The following is an 810-nucleotide window of genomic DNA, read 5'->3' as shown; positions in this document are numbered from 1 at the left end:
TATTTATTTCAGATAAAGATTGATTTCTAATATTTATTATAGATTGGATATTTTTTTGTAGCATATCCAATTGTCCTGTTGTTAATTCTCTTCCTAAACTAGCCATATTTATTGTGTCATTTTTTATTTGTTCCAATAAATTTTTATTATGCTGTACTTGCTCTAATGTTTGTTTAACAGCTTCCACTTTAGTTAGCATATTAACCTGATGATTAGCAGGGTCATATACAGTTAATCCAAAAATTTTTGTTGATAATAGAACCATTATATATAATATTAATTTTATATTTTTTATCATCTATGTTCTCCTTTTTATTTTATTCATATTTCAGGTCAAGTGTTAAAGGTATATTACTTGTTTTATTTTCTAAAGGTTGCTCATATTGTAAAAGTAAATCTTTAGATTCATTTGTTGAACTGGTCTTAACTTTAAAAATTAGAATTGCTAGTATTAGTAATATCCCTATTATGCAACCAGTTAATAATTTTCCTAAAGAGTTCAAAACTATTGTTTTTTTTCCTTTGATATAATTTTTTTCTTCTGAATATTCAATCCACTTGCCATCTTTTAATCCATTTACATAACTACCTTCTTCTCTTAATACTCCATTAGAGTATTCTTTATAATAACCATTAATAACTCCATTTTCATAGTAACATTCACATTTCAACTTTCCGTCATAATCATATTTTTTACAATAACCATGTCTTACGAAATCATCATCTGTACTCTGAATAATTTCATACTCTTCTTCTATTTTTCCATCTAAAAAATAATTTTTTATAATTAATTCTTTGGAATACATTTTT

Annotated in this window: 1 protein-coding gene and 1 pseudogene; both read right to left on the bottom strand. The window is 24.2% G+C overall.

The features are described from left to right. Positions 1-298, bottom strand: a pseudogene (locus tag L988_RS12000) (hypothetical protein); the annotation flags it as partial. A 19-nt stretch (positions 299-317) separates the two neighbouring features. Further along, a partial coding sequence (locus L988_RS13890) for a toxin-antitoxin system YwqK family antitoxin (protein ID WP_369798253.1) occupies positions 318-810 on the bottom strand: 493 nt, incomplete at its 5' end.

The sequence above is a fragment of the Cetobacterium sp. ZWU0022 genome (assembly GCF_000800875.1).
Classification (GTDB): domain Bacteria; phylum Fusobacteriota; class Fusobacteriia; order Fusobacteriales; family Fusobacteriaceae; genus Cetobacterium_A.
This window is presented reverse-complemented; position numbering and strand designations above follow the sequence as displayed.